The organism is Streptococcus infantis SPAR10 (assembly GCF_000279535.1).
Lineage (GTDB): Bacteria > Bacillota > Bacilli > Lactobacillales > Streptococcaceae > Streptococcus > Streptococcus infantis_I.
The window spans coordinates 495,157-511,009 of record NZ_ALCH01000004.1 but is presented as its reverse complement, the minus strand read 5'-3'; the positions used below and the strand labels follow the sequence as shown (position 1 = coordinate 511,009).

Here is a 15,853-nt window from a genome sequence, read left to right as displayed (position 1 = left end):
TGAAATGTTATATTGAAAACAAACTAAGCATCCATATTTTCTAAATCTTTTAGTTTAACAGAGACAATCTTAGAAACACCAGATTCTTGCATAGTTACTCCATAAATAGAGTCTGCGGCTGCCATGGTTCCCTTACGGTGGGTAACAACGATAAACTGGCTATCCTTGTCAAATCGGTTAAGATAATCCCCAAAGCGTTTAACGTTAGCTTCATCGAGTGCAGCCTCTACTTCATCCAAAATAACAAATGGAATGGTCTTGACACGAATGATTGAGAAGAGCAAAGCAAGAGCTGACAAGGCCTTCTCTCCACCACTCATGAGGTTGAGAGATTGGATTTTCTTACCAGGCGGTTGAACAGAGATTTCAACACCTGCTGTCAATAAATCTCCCTCGGTCAGGATTAGGTCCGCTTGACCACCACCAAACATCTGCTTGAAGGTCACTTTGAAGGATTCACGAATAGCTTCAAAGGTTGATTTAAATCGTTCCTTCACTTCATCATTCATTTCTGTAATGGTTTCAAGAAGAAGATTTTTGGCAGAAAGAATGTCATCACGCTGACTATTTAAGAATTCCAAACGTTCGTGAACTTCGTCAAACTGTTCAATGGCATCCAAATTGACTGGACCAAGTGAACGGATGGATTTTTCTAAATCCTTGACCTCTTGTTCAGCGATAGCCAAATCTTCTAAGGAATTGGCTTGTTCTAAAGCTTCCGTATAACTAATCTGGTATTCTTCAGTCAGTTGACCTTGAAGATAGCGAAGGCGGTCCGTAATCTTCTCTTTGGTCGCTTCCGCTCGTGTTTGCTTACGAATCCATTCTTCATTTTGCTGACGAGCTTGTTCTAAATGACTAGCAATATCATCCAATTGACCTTCAATATCATCCAGCTCAAACTGCTTACGAATAAGCCCTTGTTGAATTTCTTCTTTCTGACTCTTGGCTTCTGCTTCCTGCTTGGTCAAAAGTTCTGTATCAACCTTTTCAAGATTGTCTACCTTTTCTTGGAGAAGGCGTTCGATTTCATCTTGCTCCATATCAAGGTATTCAAGCTCTTTGTTGATACGTTCAATATCCGTAACTTCATAACGTTTTCGCCCTATCATTTCTGTTTTGAGCAGACGTTCTTGGGAAAGTTTATCCTGTAAGTTTTGGTAACGTTCCTGAATCGCATTTTTATTGGACTTGATTTCTTCAATCTCAGACTCCAGCTTTTGCTTTTCAGTTGAAATAACTGCAAGACGTTCTTGGCATTTTTCTTTTTCAGTTTGCCAATCTCCACCTCTGAGATTGTTTAATTCTTTTTCCTGAAGTTCTAAAAGTGTTTCTAGTTCTTCGACTTGTTGGCAAGTTTGTTGATAAGCCAGATATAAGCCCTGCTCCTCTATTCGAGCTTGCTCTCCTTGGGATTTAATAGTTTCCAAAGTTTGACTAAGTTCATTCAAAGCTACTTGAACTGACTTCAGATTTTCTTCCTCTTGACGAAGAAGCTTTTCTTCTTGAGCAATCTCTTTTTGCAACTGTTCTAATTCAGGCTTGATGAAAATACTGTTATTTTGACGATTGGCACCACCAGCATAAGAACCACCTGTTCGCAATTCTGTACCATCTAGCGTTACCATTCGAACCTGATAACGTACTTTACGAGCTGCATCACGCGCATGCTCAACTGTATCAAAGATTGCTGTTGTAGCTAGCAAGTTTTTAAAAATAGCTTCATGCTTGGCATCAAAGGTAACCAATTCATCAGCCATTCCAAGAAAACCTGGACTTGCAGCAATCACATCTTGGTTCTGACTAGAAATGCTACGAGCCTTGATGGTTGTCAAAGGTAGGAAGGTAGCGCGACCAGCTCGGTTTCGCTTAAGGAAATCAATAGCTTTAGTCGCTGCCTGTTCATCTTCAACGATGATATGTTGGCTACTTGCACCAAGAGCAATTTCAAGTGCTGTCTGATAACGAACATCAAAGGTTAAATGTTCACTGACCGCTCCGACAATACCGCCCAGGCGATTTTTTTCTTGTAGAACACTCTTAACACCCACATAGAAATTACTATGATTTTTAAGAATGTTTTCCAGACTTTGCGCCTTGGCCTGTTTGTTTTTCAAACTATCTAGGCGGTCAAAAAGTTGATTTTGCTGACTTTGATAAGCCTGTTTTTGTTCTTCTTCCTGTTTAGCATTCGTCTGATAGTCGGCAAGCAAGGTCTGTACTTTTTCTTTTGCTGATTTTAGGGCAGTCTCTTGCTCTGTGGCCTTTGACTTGGCAGAAGCTAATTGTTCCTTCAAGGACTTCAATTGTTCTTCTTGCTTTTGAGTCTGTTGGCGACTATTTTCAAGATCATTTTCAATCCGTGTCAACTGGTTAGAGACATCCGCTTCTTCCTGCAAGAAAGCAACAAAGCGCTCACGCAGTTGCTCAATCATCTGATCTGGATCATCAGAAAATGCTGCTAACTCAGCTTCTAAACAATTGAGCTCCTTGGTATTGACTGCTAGATTTGCTTCTAACTGACTGAGATTTGCTTCTTTTTCTTCCTTCTCTTGAATAAGAGCATTTCTCTTTTCATCCAAACTAGCTAAACGAGCTTGAGCCTCTTGTTGATTGAGAGCAACCTGCTCTGTCTCTAGTTTAGACAAGGCCAATTTCCGTTCCAAATCACTGATTAGAGCAGTCAAATCCATCAAACTAGTTTGATCTTTAGCCATCTCTGCTTGTAAATCTTGTCTCTGCTTCTTGAGAGATTGATTTTCAAGTTCTAGTGACTCGCGCTTTTGATAATAACTAGTCAACAGTTCTTGGACTTGGTTTAATTCTTCTTCTGTTAGATCCAATTCTGCCTTATTGGCTTGAATTTGTGCAACCAAAACATCTAAGTAAATGGCTTTACGCTGACCGTCCAAGTCCATGAATTTACGAGCTGTTGCTGCTTGCTTTTCTAAGGGCTTGATTTGATTGTCTAACTCATAGATGATATCTTCCAAGCGGTCTAAATTGTCTTGAGTTTGTTGCAGTTTACTTTCCGTCTCTTTACGACGAGTTTTATATTTTAAAACTCCAGCTGCTTCAAAGATAGCACGGCGTTCCTCAGGTTTAGAGTTAAAGATTTCTTCGACCTTCCCTTGGGAAATAATGGAGAAGGAGTCGCGCCCAAGTCCGGTATCTAAGAAAAGATCATGAATATCACGAAGACGGACTTTTTTCCCATCAATCTTGTATTCACTATCCCCAGTACGATAGATATGACGCTCCACCTTGATTTCCTGTCCTGCATCCTTGATGAAACCGTCCTGATTATCTAGAGTAACGACTACAGAAGCATAGTTTAATGGCTTTCTACTTTCTGTTCCTGCAAAGATAACATCAGGCATCTTGCCACCACGAAGACTTTTGACACTTGATTCCCCAAGAGCCCAGCGTAAACTTTCTGTGATGTTAGATTTTCCAGAACCATTAGGTCCTACAACTGCTGTAACTCCCTGGTCAAAAACAACCTTGGTCTTATCAGCAAAGGACTTAAACCCCTGAATCTCAATTTCTTTTAAATACATGAATCCAGTCCTTCCTCAACTGCATTTTTAGCGGCTTCTTGTTCGGCCAATTTTTTAGATCGTCCTTGACCCCTACCTAAACTTTGACCCTCTACAAGGACTTCAACCTCGAACATCTTATCATGGGCAGGTCCGATTTCTGAAATGACCTGATAACGAATATCAACATCACCATTGACTTGGAGTAATTCTTGGAGATGAGTCTTGTAGTCTTTAATCATCTCAAAATCACCAGCCTCAACCTTCGGTATCATGACCTGGTAGATAAACTCTTTTACCGTAAGTAGATCCTTATCTAAAAGTAGGGCACCCAAAAAGGCTTCGAAAGCATCTCCCAAGATGGTATCTCGATTACGGCCTCCAGATTTTTCCTCTCCCTTTCCTAGCTTGATAAACTGGTCAAACTGGCAGTCACGGGCAAAACCAGCCAAACTCTCTTCACGTACAATCATGGCACGGAGTTTAGACAGGTCACCTTCTGGTTTTTTAGGATATTTTTGGTACAGATATTCTGAAATCAATAATTGCAGAACAGCGTCTCCTAAAAATTCCAAGCGTTCATTGTGTGAAATTTTTAAGAGGCGGTGCTCATTGGCATAACTAGTATGAGTAAAAGCTGTTTCAAGTAACTGTTTATCTGAAAAAACAAGCCCAAAACGTTGCTCTAACACGGTTTCTAATTCTTTCATAAGAACCTCTTTCTAAAACATTATAATACACTCCATTATACCAAAAAAAGCTTTCTTAGTCAGAAAATAACAGTTAAAAGTCCTTTTTCTGACTTGTGTTTAAAATCAATCCATTACTAGCAGTTCAGGCTATTTTTTGGTATAATAAATCTTATGGAAATTGAAAAAACCAATCGAATGAATGCTCTGTTTGAATTTTATGCAGCCCTTTTGACTGATAAGCAGATGAACTATATCGAGCTCTACTATGCAGACGACTATAGTTTAGCTGAAATCGCTGAAGAATTCGGTGTCAGTCGCCAGGCCGTTTATGATAATATCAAACGTACTGAAAAGATTCTGGAAGACTATGAGATGAAGCTTCATATGTACTCTGACTACATTGTCCGCAGTCAGATTTTTGATCAGATCATTGAGCGTTATCCAGAAGATGCTTTTCTCCAAGAGCAAGTTGAGATTTTAACAAGTATTGACAATAGAGAATAAGAGGAATAAATATGGCATTTGAAAATTTAACAGAACGTTTGCAGAACGTCTTTAAAAATCTACGTAAAAAAGGAAAAATTACCGAGAGCGATATCCAAGAAGCAACAAAGGAAATTCGTCTGGCTCTTTTAGAAGCCGACGTTGCTTTGCCAGTGGTTAAGGACTTTATCAAGAAAGTTCGTGAACGTGCCATTGGGCATGAAGTCATTGACACCCTCAATCCAGCTCAACAAATCATCAAGATTGTCAATGAAGAATTGACAGCAGTTCTTGGTTCAGATACTGCTGAGATTATCAAGTCTCCTAAGATTCCTACAATCATCATGATGGTCGGTTTGCAAGGGGCTGGTAAAACAACCTTCGCCGGAAAACTTGCTAACAAACTCAAAAAAGAAGAGGATGCTCGTCCTCTGATGATCGCGGCCGACATCTATCGTCCTGCAGCTATTGACCAGCTTAAAACACTAGGACAACAAATTGATGTTCCTGTCTTTGCTCTTGGAACTGAAGTTCCTGCAGTGGAGATTGTCCGCCAAGGTTTGGAGCAAGCTAAAGCCAACCATAACGACTATGTCTTGATTGATACGGCTGGTCGTTTACAAATCGACGAACTTCTCATGAATGAGCTCCGTGATGTCAAAGCTCTAGCTCAACCAAATGAAATTCTTCTTGTCATCGATGCCATGATTGGTCAAGAAGCTGCAAACGTTGCGCGAGAATTTAACGATCAATTAGAAGTTACTGGTGTCATCCTTACCAAGATTGACGGGGACACTCGTGGTGGTGCGGCCCTTTCCGTTCGTCATATCACTGGAAAACCAATCAAATTCACTGGTACTGGTGAAAAGATTACTGATATTGAAACCTTCCACCCTGACCGTATGGCCAGCCGTATTCTCGGTATGGGAGATATGCTGACTCTGATTGAGAAAGCTTCCCAAGAATACGATGAGCAAAAAGCCCTTGAAATGGCTGAAAAGATGAGGGAAAACACCTTTGATTTCAACGATTTCATCGATCAGTTGGATCAGGTGCAAAATATGGGGCCGATGGAAGATTTGCTCAAGATGATTCCTGGTATGGCCAACAATCCTGCCCTTCAAAATATGAAGGTGGATGAAAAACAAATTGCTCGCAAACGTGCCATCGTCTCATCTATGACTCCTGAAGAACGTGAAAATCCAGATTTGCTCACTCCAAGTCGTCGTCGTCGTATTGCAGCTGGTTCTGGTAATACCTTTATCGATGTCAACAAGTTCATCAAAGACTTTAACCAAGCTAAACAACTCATGCAAGGTGTCATGTCTGGTGACATGAACAAGATGATGAAGCAAATGGGCATCAACCCTAACAACCTTCCTAAAAATATGCCTGGTGGCATGGATATGTCAGCTCTTGAAGGAATGATGGGACAAGGTGGTATGCCGGATATGTCTGCTCTTGGAGGAGCCGGAATGCCTGATATGAGCCAGATGCTTGGTGGAGGTCTCAAGGGTAAAATCGGTGAATTTGCTATGAAGCAATCCATGAAACGCATGGCCAACAAAATGAAAAAAGCTAAGAAAAAACGCAAATAAAAAAGGACTCGTTTGAGTCCTTTTTTATTGTTCATTTCTAAGTTTCTCTAAAGTCTCTTTAAAGATAGTTGGAATATTTGAAGTAAATTCCAGCGCTTCACCAGTTCTTGGATGGGTAAATCCTAGCGTCTTGGCATGGAGAAATTGCCCATGTCCCTTTAGGGTTTTACGAGGACCATAAACCTCATCACCAGCGACAGGATGTCCGATATAAGCCATGTGCACACGTATTTGATGAGTTCGCCCTGTTTCCAGTTGCAACTCTAATAAAGAATAGTCACCAAAGCGTTCTAAAACTTGGAAACGTGTCACTGCTGGTTTTCCTTTAGCAGTCACAGCTTGTTTCTTGCGATCTTTTTCGCTACGACCAATCGGCGCCTCAATGACTCCACGGTCATTTGGAAGATTACCATGAACAATAGCCCAATATTTTCGAAGAGATTTCTTGTCTTTCAATTCTTGAGCAAGGGCCATGTGAGCTTCATCATTTTTAGCAATCATGAGAAGCCCAGATGTGTCCTTATCGATACGATGGACAATTCCTGGACGCAGCACACCATTGATTCCTGATAAGTCTTTGATATGATACATAAGAGCATTCACCAAGGTACCACTGGTATGTCCAGCACTTGGATGAACAACCATGCCTTGAGGCTTGTTGACTACTGCTACATCCTCATCTTGATAAATGATTTCCAAAGGAATATCTTCAGCTACATACTCCAAAACCTCTGGTTCGGGAATTTGATAGGTGATCATATCTCCTTCTTGGACCGTATACTTGGCTTTCTTAACCTGGCCGTTGACCAAGACTTGACCAGACTTGATTTGTTCATTAGCGAGACTGCGTGACAATTCTGTCAGGTCCGACAGGGCCTTGTCTAAGCGGAGCCCGCCTCTTTCAATTTTTATTTCCATTTACTTCCTCTTTAAGCATTGCAATCAATAACACAACGACCCCTACTGTCAGATAACTATCAGCCACATTGAAAATCGCAAAATTGACAAAGTCCAAGTGGAACATATCCACGACAAATCCTTGACTAATACGATCGATAAAGTTACCCAGACCACCTGCAATAATCAGAACCAATCCAAAGACTGTCCAGACAGAATCTTCTATATGCTTGTGCAAATACCAGATAGCCCCTGCCATAATTACTAGAGTAATCACCGCAAAAAACCACTGTTGATCTTGAAGCATAGAAAAAGCTGCCCCCCTATTTTGCAGATAGGTTAAACTAACTAGATTTGGGATCCATGATTTGATTTCACCCAGAGCAATATTCTGAACGACATAAGCCTTTACCAATTGATCTAATACAATCAAGGCTACTATAATCCCTGCTACTATTCCTCTTTTTTTCATGCTTTCCTCTTCTGATCAAAATACTCTTGCATAACCTCTACAAATAAAGTCCCTGCTTGACTCAAGTCTACTTCCTCACGTTTCACATAAACCATACGATTATTGAGATTATCATTTAGTGGAATAACGGTGATCCCGTTAACGCTATCGCTATCTAAGAATCCAGAACCAGTCGCATAAGCATTTGTTCTTTCAAGAATTCCATTTAAAGTAGCGCGATCTGTTACGTTAAACATCTGAGAGCTGGCACTTGTATCCACAAAGTTTTCTGAGTAATAGAGATATTCATCCTTTTCTTGCGTGAATCGAACTGTTGGTAAATCTGCCAAATCCTCCATAACCAACTCTTTTTTCTTGGCTAAGGGGTGTCCTTCACGAAGATAGATATGCGTCTGGAAAGGAATCAACTCAATCACTTCAAGGCCTAACTTTTCAACCCGTTGCATGATACCCTTTTGGTTTTGATTGTTAAGGTAAATAATCCCAATCTCACTATGACCTTGGGCTACTTCATCCAAAATCTGAACAGTTGTAGATTCAAAAATACGGAAATTTTTATAGTCTGGATACCGTTGAGAAAAAGTTGTGATAGTCGGTGGCAAGAAATCATAGTGCTGGCTGGCTATTGAAAACTCATCCTTTTCCTCTTCAGGATTGGCATACTGGTTCTGGAAAATATCAAATCCTTTAACCAACTCTTGGGCCTTTTCATAAAATTCCATTCCACGACGAGTAAGAAATGTACCCGAACTAGTTCTACGGAAAATCTTGAAACCTAGCTCTTTTTCCAAGTCTCTTACAGAAATAGATAGACTGGGTTGGCTAACGTACATTTTCTCAGCCGCTTCACGAAAAGTACCACTATTTGCAATAGCAACAACGTAGCGTAATTGTTGAATATTCATGATTTCTCCTTCGATTTCTATCTTATCATTATACCATAAATAAAGCCTATCCAACAAAGGAAAATCATGAGACAGTTACTTCTAAAAAAGGAAACAAAAAAACACCTTTAAAGCTAGACCCAAAATCCAACTAAAAAGGGGTGTTATCAAATGCGATTATTTAGCTGCTGCGTAAAGCTCGTCTACTTTGTTCCAGTTGATAACTGAGAAGAAAGCTTTGATGTAGTCAGGACGCACGTTGCGGTATTTCACGTAGTAGGCATGTTCCCAAACGTCCAAGCCCAAGATTGGTTTTTTACCTTCTGAGATTGGTGTATCTTGGTTTGCTGTTGAAGTCACTTCAAGTTTACCTTCTTTGTTAACAACCAACCATGCCCATCCAGAACCGAAACGAGTAGTTGCTGCTGCAGTAAATGCTGCTTGGAATTCTTCGAATGAACCAAAAGCTTCATCGATTGCTGCTGCAAGTTCTGCTGAAGGAGCTGTTTTTTCAGGGGTCATCAATTCCCAGAAAAGAGCATGGTTCAAGTGACCACCACCATTATTGATAAGCGCTTGACGAATATCTGCAGGGATAGATTCAACATCTGCAAGCAAAGCTTCAAGGTCTTCACCGATTTCAGGGTGTTTTTCAAGAGCTGCATTTGCGTTATTTACATATGCTTGGTGATGTTTGTCATGGTGTAAATGCATTGTTTCAGCATCAATATATGGTTCCAATGCATCGTAAGCGTATGGAAGATCTGGTAAGATAATAGCCATTTGTAATACCTCTTTTTCTTTCTATATAAAAATGATAACGCAAACAACCTTTTTTTCAAGTTATTTGCTCAATTTGACTGGCTCGCAATCTGCAATAAAGCTTTCTCAAACAAGTACCCTTTTTCGTAAACACCAGTCTTAATTTGATAATCTGCCTGGATGAGATAACGAATAGAATCCTGCAGGAATTTCAGGGACAATCCTCGCGTATCACGAAGAGCAAATTTGATTTGATAGGGATTCGGATTGCGACCAAGATAGTGCCCCAAACCGCTGACCATCTGTGATTCTGTCTGACCAGACTCTTGCAATATTTTTACCTGTGTATAGAGTCTAAACTGCCCCAGCATAATGGCAATCAGTTTAATCTCATCTTCACCCTGTAAGGTCAAATCTTTAACTAAATCTCGTGCCTGATCAATTTTCTTAGTTAATATTAATTGGGTCAAATCAAAAATATTATCCTGTAAAGTCTTTGGAATGGCTTCAACAATATCTTCTTCTGTTATCAAACCACTATCCTTATAAGACAGTAAGAAGAGCAGGTTTTTCTGAATTTCACTGAATTGAAAACTAGATTTGATAAGCAACTGTTCAAAGGAATTTCCATCAAAAGTAAGTCCCTGTTCCTGAGCCAACTTTTGAAAATAGGCTCGCAACTCTTGCTCTTTAGGTTCAAGAGCCTCAAATACTGTCGCATCACGCTTAAGTAATTTGACCAAACGTCTCTTGCTATCTAACTTGCCTTCAGCAAAGATTACTAATTTACTTGAGGGTACAGGATTTTCCAGATAGTCTTCAAAGGCCTTTAGCTCATCATCAGTTAGATAGCGTTTTTTAGCAGTTGTAATATCGAGAAAATGATCTAAAATAACAATTTTTTCATCCGCAAAGAAAGGAAGACTGACCAACTCTAGCTCCAAGCTTTTGTAGTCTACTTCTTTCATGTCAAAATAAGCAAAATTCAAATCTGCAGGATCATATCCGATTTGCTTTAGAACTTGTGCTTTCATGACGTCATACTGTCCTTGATCAGTTCCTGTAAACAGGGTCAAACTAGGAAGGTTCGCTAAGGATAGCTTTCGACTTTCTTCTATGGCTAGCATTTATTCTCCTTTCTTTTTAATTTAGTTTCTTTTTAATCCATATAATTCAATTTTCCACGGAAATCCTCTAGGCTTTGGTATCCTTTTTCCGTCATAATTTCTTTGAGTTCCTTTGTAATACGTTCAAAAGCACCTACACCTTCTTTATGAAGAGTAGTTCCTACTTGTACCATGCTGGCACCACATAGGATATGTTCAAAGGCATCACGCCCCGTTAATACTCCACCAGTTCCGATGATTTGAATTTGAGGATTTAAGCGTTGATAAAAGGCATGGACATTGGCAAGAGCAGTTGGTTTAATGTATTCTCCACCAATTCCACCAAAGCCGTTCTTAGGACGAATCACGACAGACTCATCTTCTATATAAAGACCATTTCCAATAGAGTTGACACAGTTGACGAATTTGAGTGGATATTTGTTGAAAATTTCTGCTGCCTGGTCAAAGTGAACAATATCAAAATAAGGTGGAAGCTTAATTCCAAGAGGTTTTGTAAAGTAGGCAAAGACTTCTGACAAGATACGGTCTGTTGTTTCAAAATCATAGGCAATCTGAGGCTTACCTGGAACATTTGGGCATGAGAGATTGAGTTCGGTTAAACCACGAAAATCACTTTCTTGAACCTTCCTCAAGATGGTATGAGTTTCCTCTGGAGACATCCCAACTAAAGAGAGAAAGAAGGTACGATTTGGTTCCTTTTCTTGCAATTCCAAAAGGTAGTTCAAGTAATAGTCTAAACCATTATTTGGGAGCCCCATAGAGTTAATAGAACCAAGTGGAACATCTTGATAGCGTGGTTCAGGATTTCCCTGACGAAATTCCAAGGTTGCAGTCTTGGTGACAAAGGTTCCTGCTGCTGAATTTTTGACACCTTCCAATTCCTCAATTGTCATACAAGCAACACCTGCCGCATTCATCAAGCAATTATCAAACTCAAAACCAGCAATCTGTGTTTTCGTTGATACCATGATTCTATTCCTCCAAAATCCATTATTTCTTTATTATTATACCATACTTTGGCAGGAGCCTTTTAATAAAACTAACCCTATAAAAAGGTTTCTAATTCAACTAATAAAACTAGCTTATTCAAATTGAAAGAATTTTTAGAAAATTTATGTTTTTTCTTTACACTGAAAATTTTTTCTGCTATAATGTCTCATGTAATAAAATATGACAACAAAAAAAGGAGAACGATATGACATCTGCTAAAGAATATATCCAAAGCGTGTTTGAAACTGTAAAAGCTCGTAACGGGCATGAGGCTGAATTTCTCCAGGCGGTTGAAGAATTCTTCAGCACTTTGGAACCTGTCTTTGAAAAACACCCTGAGTATATTGAAGAAAACATCTTGGCACGTATCACTGAACCTGAGCGCGTAATTTCTTTCCGTGTTCCTTGGGTTGACCGTGATGGAAAAGTTCAAGTTAACCGTGGTTACCGTGTTCAATTTAACTCTGCTGTTGGACCATATAAAGGCGGACTTCGTTTCCACCCAACTGTAAACCAAGGGATCTTGAAATTCCTCGGCTTCGAACAAATCTTTAAAAACGTTTTGACTGGACTTCCAATCGGTGGAGGTAAAGGTGGATCCGACTTCGATCCTAAAGGCAAAACTGATGCTGAAGTGATGCGCTTCTGCCAAAGCTTCATGACTGAATTGCAAAAATACATCGGACCATCTCTTGACGTACCTGCTGGTGATATCGGTGTCGGTGGACGTGAAATTGGTTACCTTTACGGACAATACAAACGCCTCAACCAATTTGATGCTGGTGTCTTGACTGGTAAACCTCTTGGATTTGGTGGTAGCCTGATTCGTCCAGAAGCAACTGGTTACGGTTTGGTTTACTACACTGAAGAAATGCTTAAAGCTAACGGAAACAGCTTTGCTGGTAAGAAAGTGGTGATTTCAGGTTCTGGTAACGTAGCTCAATACGCGCTTCAAAAAGCAACTGAACTTGGTGCTACAGTTATTTCTGTATCTGACTCAAATGGTTATGTCATTGATGAAAATGGTATCGACTTCGACCTTTTGTCAGACGTTAAAAACAACCGTCGTGCTCGTTTAACTGAGTACGCTGCAGAAAAACCTACTGCTACTTATTATGAAGGTTCTGTATGGACTTACACTGGTAACTACGATATCGCTCTTCCATGTGCGACTCAAAACGAGATCAACGGTGAAGCTGCGAAACGCTTGGTTGCTCAAGGTGTTATCTGTGTGTCTGAAGGTGCTAACATGCCTAGCGACCTTGAAGCTATCAAAGTCTACAAAGAAAACGGAATCCTTTATGGACCTGCCAAAGCTGCTAATGCTGGTGGGGTAGCTGTATCTGCTCTTGAAATGAGCCAAAACAGCCTTCGCCTTTCATGGACACGTGAAGAAGTTGACGGTCGCTTGAAAGATATTATGACTAACATCTTCAACACAGCTAAAACAACTGCAGAAACATACGGTCTTGGTACTGACTACCTTGCAGGTGCAAATATTGCAGCCTTTGAAAACGTAGCAAATGCTATGATTGCCCAAGGTATTGTTTAAAAATAAAGATCATTATCAAAAAAGCAACAACTTATTAAGTTGTTGCTTTTTATCATATTCAAATAAAGTATATCAAACTCTTATTAAGAAACGATAAATGTTTCACCACAGTTTTCACAAGTTAAGTTAGTTCCAATTACTCCATCTGTTGATGTATGACAATTAGGACAGTAGGCCCGTTTTGCTGACAATCTATAAGATAATTGATCTTGTAATACTTTTCCCTTTGTTTCTATAACATCTTCTTCAAGTTCTTCAAATTCAAGAACTGTCATCAAACTTTTATTATATTGTTTCATCCTTGGTTGTATTAAAAATAAAATAAATGATATGACAATAAATAAGAAAAATAATATGAATAAAATTGTAACTATCAAAAGCCACATAAAGTAGAAATCGTGAAGTAATCCTTCTTTTTTTCCTAATAACCATCTTATTTCCTTATCTATGGACTGATAAAATTTCAATCCCGAAACAATACAAATGAAAGATACTAGCGGATAAACAAATTTTGATATCATTAAACGATAGCGTCTCATTTATACTTCCTTTCTAGATAACCATGCACCACAATAATCACATGATTTACCCTGACCTAAGTCAAGCAAATTCTCCCCACTGCATGATGGACAAATAACAGGATAGGTGTTTTTATGAATCTTATGCTTTTCAAATAAGGTGAATAATGCTTGTATCTGTTTTTGTGTCTTAATTTCCTCTTCTCTCTTTGATTCTCGGTAAGTTAGGATCAATATCACAATCAAATTAAGCAAATACCAAGGAATTAAAAGAAATAAAAATCGGATAGACCATTCCCTGGATTTTACTTGTTCAAAAAGTGATGAAAAAGTAATTAAAACAAGCATTTGAAGTAGATTCTTTTGTTTCAACTTTTTCAAGGAAAAGGAATCTTTAATTGTTTTTCGGAATAAGAATAAAATAATTAAGGCAATAACGACATAAGAAATATTTTGGAATGCTAAAAACACTAAACTTATAACAATAGGAATCCCGATAACCTTCCCCAAGAGTATAAAATCAAGATTTTTTAAAATAACATTAGTTGGTTCATCTTCGAGAGCAAAGATAGCTAGTGATAGAACTACAAAACAGAGTATTACTATATTTGAAATTAACCAATGAAAGACTTCTTTCCAATTATTCTTAATATACTGTTTCACCTATCTTCTCCTCTAGTTGCTATATATTCTCTATAAAGAGCTTTCCCATTATATATCTCATCCAAAGCTTTGACTTTAATTTTTATATTTTCTAAAACACCAAAGCTATAAAATGCAAAGGAAGACAAAAAGAAACCTGATAAAGAAAAAATAATAGGTGTCACTATTGAGAAAATCGGCTTACCATATCCTAGAAATAGAGTTGCAATCAATAGTGAAATAAAAAATGTTGCACTTGTTAATCCCATAAAAAGTATACTTAATAAACGAAATACTTGATACATTCACAATATCCTCCTATAATAAATTTCCTAACTGTTTAACTGTCTAGTTTTTCTAATTTTCCTTCTACATTGATACAATTTCATAAATTTAATGTTCAAACAAAGAATACATATGTATCAGTATAAAAAATGGGAACTCTGAAAGAAACAGAACTCCCAAAATAAGCTAATGATTGGGATTAGAAACATGATAGAATCAAAATATTATAAAGATTTTTAAGACATATGTATATTTCATCCCACATTTTATTTTAAAATTTAAACTTTATCTAGGTTGACCGCAATTAGAACAAAACTTAGCTTCTTCAGAAAATTCAGCCCCACACTGACTACAGAACTTAGCTAAAGCATCCTCTTTACTTGAATCGAATTGATTCTGTTCGGAACTATTATTAGCTTGGTTAAGTCCTTCGATATTTCCTACAAGGTTGTTAAGTTTAGCTCCTATTCCAAGACCCATAGCAACTTCCATACCTACACCCATTAGTTTTCCATCAGAATTTTCATTTTTCGCTGCTTCTTCTAGAATATCAAATTTTCGCTCCTCCTGATAGTTATATCCTTCGATATCTCGACTTGTAGTCTTAATTTTAGCATCTACAATTTGTTTATGGAATTTGAAAATATCTTTATATCCCTGACATCCTTGATTAACTTTTAGAGATTCAATATTAAATTCTTCAATACGAATACCATACTTATCGAACTGATTCTCTAAAATCTTAGATAGTTCAGAACCAATTTCATTGCTGTGCATTTCAATATCAATAACAGCAATCTGATTACTATAGACAACTTTTGAAATAGCTGAACTAATTAGTCCAATGGTAGCTTGCCTAAAGCGTTTTTGAAAAATATCTACTGTAATAAGATCAGGCTGACTTGGCATAAATTCCAATAAAAATGCTTCCAAGTTTACAATTCGAGGAACAAAATTTCCATGTAATTTCAATTCGACAGGAATATCAGTCTCTGGATCTCGTACTAAAATAGCTGAAGGAGTTCCCCAACCAATGGGTTGTAAATCATACAAATTTACGAACCATAGATTTGATGAATTCTGTAAAACACCACCACTGACAAAGGTTTTAAATTCATCCAATAACTGTGTATCAGAGATTTCAATCTTATGCTTTCCTGCATTAAATCTAGCTAATTCTTTCCCATTTGAAAATAATATTGCACATTGTCCAGGGTTAACAATTAATGTTGAACCAGATTTAATATCCGTTTTAGGATGTCTCCAAGCAAGTATATTTCTGGTATTTTCTCCTTCGTACCGAATAACATCAAACATTTTTAAAGCCATGGTTTCTCCTTTTATAGTTTCCAAAAATTATAATCAATCAAATCTTATTTTCTTACTTATACTTATATTTATATTATATAATC

15 protein-coding genes are annotated in these 15,853 nt (G+C 38.1%); 3 read left to right on the top strand and 12 right to left on the bottom strand.

Annotated elements, in window-relative coordinates:
• Positions 1-23 precede the first annotated feature (23 nt).
• Together smc and rnc are read right to left on the bottom strand one after the other, a co-directional pair.
• Positions 24-3,560 (bottom strand): chromosome segregation protein SMC, encoded by a 3,537-nt coding sequence (gene smc, locus SPAR10_RS07655; protein WP_004252604.1) that lies wholly within the window; start codon positions 3,558-3,560, stop codon positions 24-26.
• Positions 3,551-4,249 (bottom strand): ribonuclease III, encoded by a 699-nt coding sequence (rnc, locus tag SPAR10_RS07650; protein ID WP_004252602.1) that lies wholly within the window; start codon positions 4,247-4,249, stop codon positions 3,551-3,553. Before rnc ends, smc begins: the two co-directional genes overlap by 10 nt.
• A 153-nt stretch (positions 4,250-4,402) precedes the next feature.
• On the opposite strand from rnc, the gene SPAR10_RS07645 reads away from it, so the two are divergent.
• Together SPAR10_RS07645 and ffh are read left to right on the top strand one after the other, a co-directional pair.
• Positions 4,403-4,735 carry a putative DNA-binding protein gene (locus tag SPAR10_RS07645; RefSeq protein WP_004252600.1) on the top strand — a complete coding sequence of 111 codons (333 nt, stop codon included), beginning with the start codon at positions 4,403-4,405 and terminating at the stop codon, positions 4,733-4,735.
• Positions 4,736-4,746: 11 nt separating this feature from the next.
• A complete protein-coding gene (ffh, locus tag SPAR10_RS07640; RefSeq protein WP_004252598.1) occupies positions 4,747-6,312 on the top strand; it encodes a signal recognition particle protein in 1,566 nt (521 codons plus the stop codon).
• A 24-nt stretch (positions 6,313-6,336) separates the two neighbouring features.
• Here the strand turns inward: ffh and SPAR10_RS07635 are convergent, their stop codons facing one another.
• From SPAR10_RS07635 to SPAR10_RS07610, 6 genes are all read right to left on the bottom strand, one after another.
• The gene (locus tag SPAR10_RS07635) at positions 6,337-7,230 is read right to left on the bottom strand and encodes an RluA family pseudouridine synthase (RefSeq protein ID WP_004252596.1); all 894 of its coding nucleotides are present in this window, start codon (positions 7,228-7,230) and stop codon (positions 6,337-6,339) included.
• A complete protein-coding gene (gene lspA, locus SPAR10_RS07630; RefSeq protein WP_004252594.1) occupies positions 7,214-7,681 on the bottom strand; it encodes a signal peptidase II in 468 nt (155 codons plus the stop codon). The genes SPAR10_RS07635 and lspA overlap by 17 nt, the downstream gene beginning before the upstream one ends.
• Entirely contained in the window at positions 7,678-8,586 is a 909-nt protein-coding gene (locus tag SPAR10_RS07625) for a LysR family transcriptional regulator (protein ID WP_004252592.1), read from the bottom strand. The genes lspA and SPAR10_RS07625 overlap by 4 nt, the downstream gene beginning before the upstream one ends.
• A 156-nt stretch (positions 8,587-8,742) precedes the next feature.
• Positions 8,743-9,348, bottom strand: a complete 606-nt coding sequence (gene sodA, locus SPAR10_RS07620) for a superoxide dismutase SodA (protein WP_004252591.1) — start codon at positions 9,346-9,348, stop codon at positions 8,743-8,745.
• Positions 9,349-9,416: 68 nt separating this feature from the next.
• Entirely contained in the window at positions 9,417-10,454 is a 1,038-nt protein-coding gene (holA, locus tag SPAR10_RS07615; protein ID WP_004252589.1) for a DNA polymerase III subunit delta, read from the bottom strand.
• 32 nt (positions 10,455-10,486) lie between these two features.
• Complete coding sequence (locus SPAR10_RS07610; protein WP_004252587.1) at positions 10,487-11,422, bottom strand: dihydroorotate oxidase; 936 nt, start codon at positions 11,420-11,422, stop codon at positions 10,487-10,489.
• 227 nt (positions 11,423-11,649) lie between these two features.
• Here SPAR10_RS07610 and gdhA point away from each other — a divergent pair, with 227 nt between their 5' ends.
• Positions 11,650-12,996 carry an NADP-specific glutamate dehydrogenase gene (gene gdhA / locus SPAR10_RS07605; RefSeq protein ID WP_004252585.1) on the top strand — a complete coding sequence of 449 codons (1,347 nt, stop codon included), beginning with the start codon at positions 11,650-11,652 and terminating at the stop codon, positions 12,994-12,996.
• 83 nt (positions 12,997-13,079) lie between these two features.
• Here gdhA and SPAR10_RS0102025 read toward each other — a convergent pair whose 3' ends face one another.
• From SPAR10_RS0102025 to SPAR10_RS0102020, 4 genes are all read right to left on the bottom strand, one after another.
• Complete coding sequence (locus SPAR10_RS0102025) at positions 13,080-13,535, bottom strand: hypothetical protein (protein WP_025170560.1); 456 nt, start codon at positions 13,533-13,535, stop codon at positions 13,080-13,082.
• Positions 13,536-14,177, bottom strand: a complete 642-nt coding sequence (locus SPAR10_RS07600) for a hypothetical protein (RefSeq protein WP_004252582.1) — start codon at positions 14,175-14,177, stop codon at positions 13,536-13,538.
• On the bottom strand, positions 14,174-14,461 hold the full coding sequence (locus tag SPAR10_RS07595) for a hypothetical protein (RefSeq protein ID WP_004252581.1): 288 nt from the start codon (positions 14,459-14,461) through the stop codon (positions 14,174-14,176). Before SPAR10_RS07595 ends, SPAR10_RS07600 begins: the two co-directional genes overlap by 4 nt.
• A gap of 265 nt (positions 14,462-14,726) precedes the next feature.
• On the bottom strand, positions 14,727-15,770 hold the full coding sequence (locus tag SPAR10_RS0102020; RefSeq protein WP_025170559.1) for an SPFH domain-containing protein: 1,044 nt from the start codon (positions 15,768-15,770) through the stop codon (positions 14,727-14,729).
• Positions 15,771-15,853: the final 83 nt, after the last annotated feature.

Coding starts and splice junctions, on each gene's coding strand:
- smc (WP_004252604.1), bottom strand. CDS start 3,560: ATGTATTTAAAAGAAATTGAGATTCAGGGGTTTAAGTCCTTTGCTGAT.
- SPAR10_RS07635 (WP_004252596.1), bottom strand. CDS start 7,230: ATGGAAATAAAAATTGAAAGAGGCGGGCTCCGCTTAGACAAGGCCCTG.
- SPAR10_RS07610 (WP_004252587.1), bottom strand. CDS start 11,422: ATGGTATCAACGAAAACACAGATTGCTGGTTTTGAGTTTGATAATTGC.
- holA (WP_004252589.1), bottom strand. CDS start 10,454: ATGCTAGCCATAGAAGAAAGTCGAAAGCTATCCTTAGCGAACCTTCCT.
- SPAR10_RS07645 (WP_004252600.1), top strand. CDS start 4,403: ATGGAAATTGAAAAAACCAATCGAATGAATGCTCTGTTTGAATTTTAT.
- SPAR10_RS0102020 (WP_025170559.1), bottom strand. CDS start 15,770: ATGGCTTTAAAAATGTTTGATGTTATTCGGTACGAAGGAGAAAATACC.
- ffh (WP_004252598.1), top strand. CDS start 4,747: ATGGCATTTGAAAATTTAACAGAACGTTTGCAGAACGTCTTTAAAAAT.
- SPAR10_RS07595 (WP_004252581.1), bottom strand. CDS start 14,461: ATGTATCAAGTATTTCGTTTATTAAGTATACTTTTTATGGGATTAACA.
- gdhA (WP_004252585.1), top strand. CDS start 11,650: ATGACATCTGCTAAAGAATATATCCAAAGCGTGTTTGAAACTGTAAAA.
- SPAR10_RS0102025 (WP_025170560.1), bottom strand. CDS start 13,535: ATGAGACGCTATCGTTTAATGATATCAAAATTTGTTTATCCGCTAGTA.
- SPAR10_RS07625 (WP_004252592.1), bottom strand. CDS start 8,586: ATGAATATTCAACAATTACGCTACGTTGTTGCTATTGCAAATAGTGGT.
- rnc (WP_004252602.1), bottom strand. CDS start 4,249: ATGAAAGAATTAGAAACCGTGTTAGAGCAACGTTTTGGGCTTGTTTTT.
- lspA (WP_004252594.1), bottom strand. CDS start 7,681: ATGAAAAAAAGAGGAATAGTAGCAGGGATTATAGTAGCCTTGATTGTA.
- sodA (WP_004252591.1), bottom strand. CDS start 9,348: ATGGCTATTATCTTACCAGATCTTCCATACGCTTACGATGCATTGGAA.